The organism is Pseudomonas fuscovaginae SE-1 (assembly GCF_000364705.1).
In the GTDB taxonomy this organism is placed as follows: Bacteria; Pseudomonadota; Gammaproteobacteria; order Pseudomonadales; family Pseudomonadaceae; genus Aquipseudomonas; species Aquipseudomonas fuscovaginae_A.
This window is the reverse complement of sequence record NZ_AQOH01000246.1, coordinates 1-5431: the sequence shown is the minus strand read 5'-3', so window position 1 is coordinate 5431 and position 5431 is coordinate 1. Positions and strand designations below refer to the sequence as shown.

Sequence of the window (5431 nt, the reverse complement as noted above, 5' to 3'; positions counted from 1 at the left end):
CGGCAGCGGCGGCCATCGCCTTTAACCAGGGCGAGGTGTGCATCGCCGGCTCGCGCCTGCTGGTCGAGCGCTCGATCAAGGCGCGTTTCCTGCCCCTGGTGATCGAGGCGCTGCAACAGTGGAAACCCGGCCATGCCCTGGACCCGGACACCCGCGTCGGCGCCCTGGTCGACGACGGCCACCTGCAGACGGTACTGGGCTTCATCGAGTCCGGCCGGGAGGAGGGTGCGCAACTGGTCAGTGGCGGTCGCCGTGCACTGAAGGACACCGGTGGCAGCTACGTCGAGCCGACGATCTTCGACGGCGTGGACAACGCCATGCGCATCGCCCGGGAAGAGATTTTCGGCCCGGTGCTCTCGGTCATCGACTTCGACGACGAGGCCGAAGCCGTGCGCATTGCCAATGACACGCCCTATGGCCTGGCCGCCGCCCTGTGGACCAGCGACCTGTCGCGGGCCCATCGCCTGGCGCGGGCGTTGCGCGCGGGCAGTGTGTGGGTCAACCAGTACGACGGTGGCGACATGACCGCGCCGTTTGGCGGTTTCAAACAATCCGGCAATGGCCGCGACAAGTCGCTGCATGCCTTCGACAAGTACACGGAGCTGAAGGCGACCTGGATCAAGCTCTGAGGAGCGTCGCCTTCACGTTCGAGGAGTCTTTCCATGAACAATCACGTTGCAAGTTTCTACGCGGCGTCGCGTAACCTGAACACCGACTATCCAGCCCTCACCGAGTCGGTGGAGACCGATGTCTGCATCATCGGCGCGGGCTACACCGGGCTGTCCACCGCGCTGTTCCTGCTGGAGCACGGTTTGCGCGTCACGGTGCTGGAGGCGGCCCGGGTCGGCTTCGGCGCCTCGGGGCGCAATGGCGGGCAGATCGTCAACAGCTACAGCCGCGACATCGATGTCATCGAGCGCCAGACCGGCGCCCGCCAGGCACAACTGCTCGGCGAAATGGCCTTCGAGGGTGGGCGGATCATCCGCGAGCGCGTCGCGCGCTACGGCATTGACTGCGACCTCAAGGACGGCGGCGTGTTCGCCGCCATCACCCCCAAGCAACTGGCGCACCTGGAATCGCAGAAAAAACTCTGGGAGCGTTATGGGCACACCCAGCTCGAACTGATGGACGAGCGACGGATCCGCGAAGTGGTCGGCACCGACCGTTATGTCGGCGGCATGCTCGACATGAGCGGCGGTCACATTCATCCGCTCAACCTGGCCCTGGGCGAGGCGGCCGCCGTCGCCTCGCTGGGTGGCGTCATCCATGAACAGAGCCCGGCGACCCGCATCGAGCGGGGCGAGCACCCGGTGGTACACACACCCAAGGGCCAGGTCCGGGCCAAGTTCGTCGTGGTGGCCGGCAACGCCTACCTCGGCGGGCTGGTGCCGGAACTGGCCGCCAAGTCCATGCCGTGCGGTACCCAGGTGCTCGCCACCGAGCCGTTGTCGGAGGATCTGGCGCGCAGCCTGCTGCCCCAGGACTATTGCGTCGAGGACTGCAACTACCTGCTCGACTACTTCCGCCTCACCGCCGACCGCCGGCTGATCTATGGCGGTGGCGTGGTCTATGGCGCACGCGATCCGGCGGATATCGAAGCGATCATCCGGCCGAAGATGCTCAAGACCTTCCCGCAGCTCAAGCACGTGAAGATCGACTTCACCTGGACCGGCAACTTCCTGCTGACCCTGTCGCGCCTGCCGCAGGTCGGTCGCCTGGGCGACAACATCTACTACTCCCAGGGCTGCAGCGGCCACGGCGTGACCTACACGCACCTGGCCGGCAAGGTGCTGGCCGAGGCCCTGCGCAACCAGGCCGAGCGTTTCGACGCCCTGGCGGGCCTGACCCACTACCCATTCCCCGGTGGACGTCTGTTGCGCGTGCCGTTCACGGCCATGGGGGCCGCCTATTACCAGTTGCGTGATCGCCTGGGTATCTGAGTCTCTGCCGTCGGCCCTGCGCCGACGGCTTTTTTCTGGAGAATGACCATGTCCCGCGTGCCCCTGATCGGTGTCACCGCCTGCCGACAAGTGCTGGGTAAATACGACTCCCATACTGTCGGCGACAAGTATGTCGAAGCCGCGGCCCACGCCGGGCTGCCGGTACTGCTGCCGGCGCGCAGCCTTCCCAGCGATCCGCAGGGGCTGCTGGAACACCTCGATGGCCTGTTGTTCACCGGCTCGCCTTCCAACGTCCACCCGTCCCTCTACCAGGGTGAGCCGAGCCTGGAGGGCACTGCCCACGATGCGGCCCGCGACGCCAATACCTTGCCGCTGCTGCGCCTGGCCATCGACCAGGGCATCCCGGTGTTCTGCATCTGCCGCGGCTTCCAGGAACTCAACGTCAGCCTGGGCGGTTCGCTGCACCAGCGCGTGCAGGAGCTGCCCGGTTTCCTCGACCACCGCGAACCGCAAGGGGAAACGCTGGCCGAACACTACGCGCCGCGACATGCGGTCCACGTGCAGTCCGGCGGCGTGTTCGAGCAACTCGGCCTGCCCGCCGAGTTTTGCGTCAACTCGTTGCACAGCCAGGGTATCGACCGCCTGGCGCCCGCCTTGCGGGTAGAAGCCTTGGCCCCGGACGGTCTGGTCGAAGCCGTCTCGGTTCGCGATTCGGTGGGCTTTGTTGTCGGCGTGCAGTGGCACCCGGAGTGGCGGCTGGACGAAAACCCCGAGTCGCGCACGCTGTTCCAGGCGTTTCGGCAGGCCTGTCAACGTCATGCCGAGGCCCGCGGAACGCGCTGAATCCGCTCGGACCCGATCCAGCGACACTGAAAATAATTCCAAAAGGTGGCAAAGGCTTATGAGTGAATACATCGAGGCCGCCCGGGGCCACGAGACAACAGGCACGGACGACGCCGTGAACGCCAAGGGCCTGGCCCAGGGCAAGGTCGGGCTGTTGGCCTGTGTGGTACTGGGCATATCGACCATCGCGCCGGTCTACACCCTGACCGGCGCACTGGGGCCCACCGTGCGCGAAGTGGGGGTGTACCTACCCGCGGTGTTCATCGTCGGCTTCCTGCCGATGCTGCTGGTCGCGCTGGGCTATCGCGAATTGAATGCGGCCGAGCCGGACAGCGGCACTTCGTTCACCTGGTCGGCGCGGGCGTTCGGCCCGATGATCGGCTGGATCGGTGGCTGGGGGCTGGTCACGGCCACCACCATCGTGCTGTCCAACCTGGCCGGGGTGGCCGTGGACTTCTTCTATCTGTTCCTGGCCCAGCTCACCGGTATCCCGGAGCTGGCGCAGTTGCGGGAAAATCTGCTGGTCAACATCGTCACCTGCTGCGTCTTCATCTCCATTGCGGTGTGGATCAGCTGTCGCGGCATCGGCATGACCATGCGCGTGCAATATGCGCTGGTCGCCCTGCAGTTGCTGGTGCTGATCGGCTTTTCCATCGCAGCGTTCCAGGCCGCACCGCCTTCGGCACCGGTGGTGTTTCACGCCGAATGGTTCAACCCCTTCAACATCGAGTCGTTCTCGGCCTTCGCCGCGGGGCTGTCGTTGTCGATCTTCATCTTCTGGGGCTGGGACCTGTGCCTGACCGTCAGCGAGGAGTCGGTCGGCAGCGAGAAGGTCCCGGGACGCGCGGCCACCGTCACGGTGCTGGTGATCCTCGCGTTGTACCTGTTCACCGCCGCCGCGACCCTGCAGTTCGCCGGTATCGGCGAGACCGGCTGGGGGCTGGGCAATCCGCAGATCCAGGAAAACGTCTTCGCCCACCTGGCCGGCCCGGTGATGGGGCCGCTGGCGATCCTGATGTCCGTGGCGGTGCTGGCGAGCACGGCGGCATCGTTGCAATCGACCTTCATCTCGCCGGCGCGCACCCTGTTGGCCATGGGGTACTACGGCGCGGTCTCGCAACGCTTCGCCAGCATCTGCCCGCGCTCGCGTACCCCGCGCTACGCCACGATTGCCGCAGGCATCGCCACCGGTACGTTCTACGTGACCATGCGCACCCTGAGCGACAACGTGCTGGCGGACACCATCACCGCGCTGGGCATGATGATCTGCTTCTACTACTCGCTGACGGCGTTTGCCTGCGTCTGGTACTTCCGCCATAGCCTGTTCTTCAGCCTGCGGCATTTTCTCATGCGCGGCCTGTGCCCACTGGTGGGGGCGTCGATGCTCTCGGTGATCTTCTGGCAGACGGCCTTCGACAGCATCTCGCCCGAGTTCGGCAGCGGTTCGCATATCGCCGGGGTGGGGCTGGTGTTCATCATCGCCATGACCATCCTGGCCTTGGGCCTGGTGTTGATGCTGTTCGCCCGCTGGCGCACCCCGGCGTTTTTCCTGGGGAGCACCTTGTCGGTGGTGACGAAGGACTGAGAAGAGGGGAGAGGGACTTGGCGGCAGGCTTCATCGTCAACCGATGAGCCTGCCGCCAAGTTCGGCGGGATCAGTTGCTTTTCAGCGGCGGTGTGCGAGGCGGGATGACCCGCTTCGAACCGGTCGACTCGTAGGCCGAGGCCAGTTGCAACAATCGGTTGTCATCATAGGCGCGACCGGCGAAGGTCAGGCCGACCGGCATGCCGATATCCTCCATCAGGCCCATGGGCACGGTCACGGTCGGTACACCGAGGTGCCGAATCGTCAGGTTGCCATTGGCCACCCAGATCCCATTGCTCCAGGCGATGTCGGCGGACACCGGGTTCACATCGGCATCGGCCGGGCCGACGTCGGCGACCGTCGGGAACAGCACGGCGTCGAGTTGCAGGTCGTCCATCCAGTCTTCCAGATCGAGCTTGCGGGTCCGTTCCAGGCCGCGCAGGCCATCCGGCAACGACGGCAGCTCATTCCAGGGCTTGATGCCCTGTTGCGCCATGCGCACGTATTCCGCCATGCCGGCGGCGAGGTCGTCCTCGCGGTTGGGCAGGGTGCCGGGGTCGTGGGGAAAGATGCTCGGGCCATCGACATCGGCCAGGCGGTTCAGCGTCGGGTCGCCGTTGTCGCGCAGGAAATTGTCGAAACCCCAGGCCGACAGCTCCCACAGTTCTTCATGCAGAAATGCTTTCGAGACCAGGCCGCGGTTGAACACCGTCGGCGCGCCGGGACGATCGCCTTCGCAATTGGAGACCAGGGGAAAGTCGACTTCCACCACCGTGGCACCCGCCGTTTCCAGGGACTGGCGCGCCGCTTCCCACAGTTTGATGACGGAGGGGCGGGTGTGGATGCGTTGGCCGGTCGGGCCGCCGATGCCCGGCTTCTCGCTGGTACCCGCATCGGGGTCCTGGTTGATGAACATCTTCGGTACACCGAGGCGCTTGCCGGCCAGCAGGCCGGCATCGGCGGCGAGCGTCAGGTAGGACGTCGGACGTACGCTCGAGGCAGTCGGGATCGGCACCCACGGTTGCAGGCGCCACAGGTCGCCGGACTTGTCCGGATCGTCGGCGACCACCACGTCGAGCACTTCCAGCAGGTCGGCCATGGT

At 65.8% G+C, this 5431-nt stretch carries 5 protein-coding genes; 4 read left to right on the top strand and 1 reads right to left on the bottom strand.

The window, feature by feature from the left end:
• From K675_RS0120970 to K675_RS0120955, 4 genes are all read left to right on the top strand, one after another.
• On the top strand, positions 1-629 hold a 629-nt coding region (locus K675_RS0120970; protein WP_017905437.1), incomplete at its 5' end, for an aldehyde dehydrogenase family protein.
• 33 nt (positions 630-662) lie between these two features.
• On the top strand, positions 663-1940 hold the full coding sequence (locus K675_RS0120965; protein WP_017905436.1) for an NAD(P)/FAD-dependent oxidoreductase: 1278 nt from the start codon (positions 663-665) through the stop codon (positions 1938-1940).
• Between the two features lie 48 nt (positions 1941-1988).
• Complete coding sequence (locus K675_RS0120960) at positions 1989-2744, top strand: gamma-glutamyl-gamma-aminobutyrate hydrolase family protein (protein ID WP_017905435.1); 756 nt, start codon at positions 1989-1991, stop codon at positions 2742-2744.
• Between the two features lie 58 nt (positions 2745-2802).
• Positions 2803-4329, top strand: a complete 1527-nt coding sequence (locus K675_RS0120955) for an APC family permease (RefSeq protein ID WP_017905434.1) — start codon at positions 2803-2805, stop codon at positions 4327-4329.
• Positions 4330-4399: 70 nt separating this feature from the next.
• On the opposite strand, the gene K675_RS0120950 is transcribed toward K675_RS0120955, so the two are convergent.
• Positions 4400-5431, bottom strand: a 1032-nt coding sequence (locus K675_RS0120950; RefSeq protein ID WP_017905433.1) for an amidase, incomplete at its 5' end; no start/stop codon positions are given.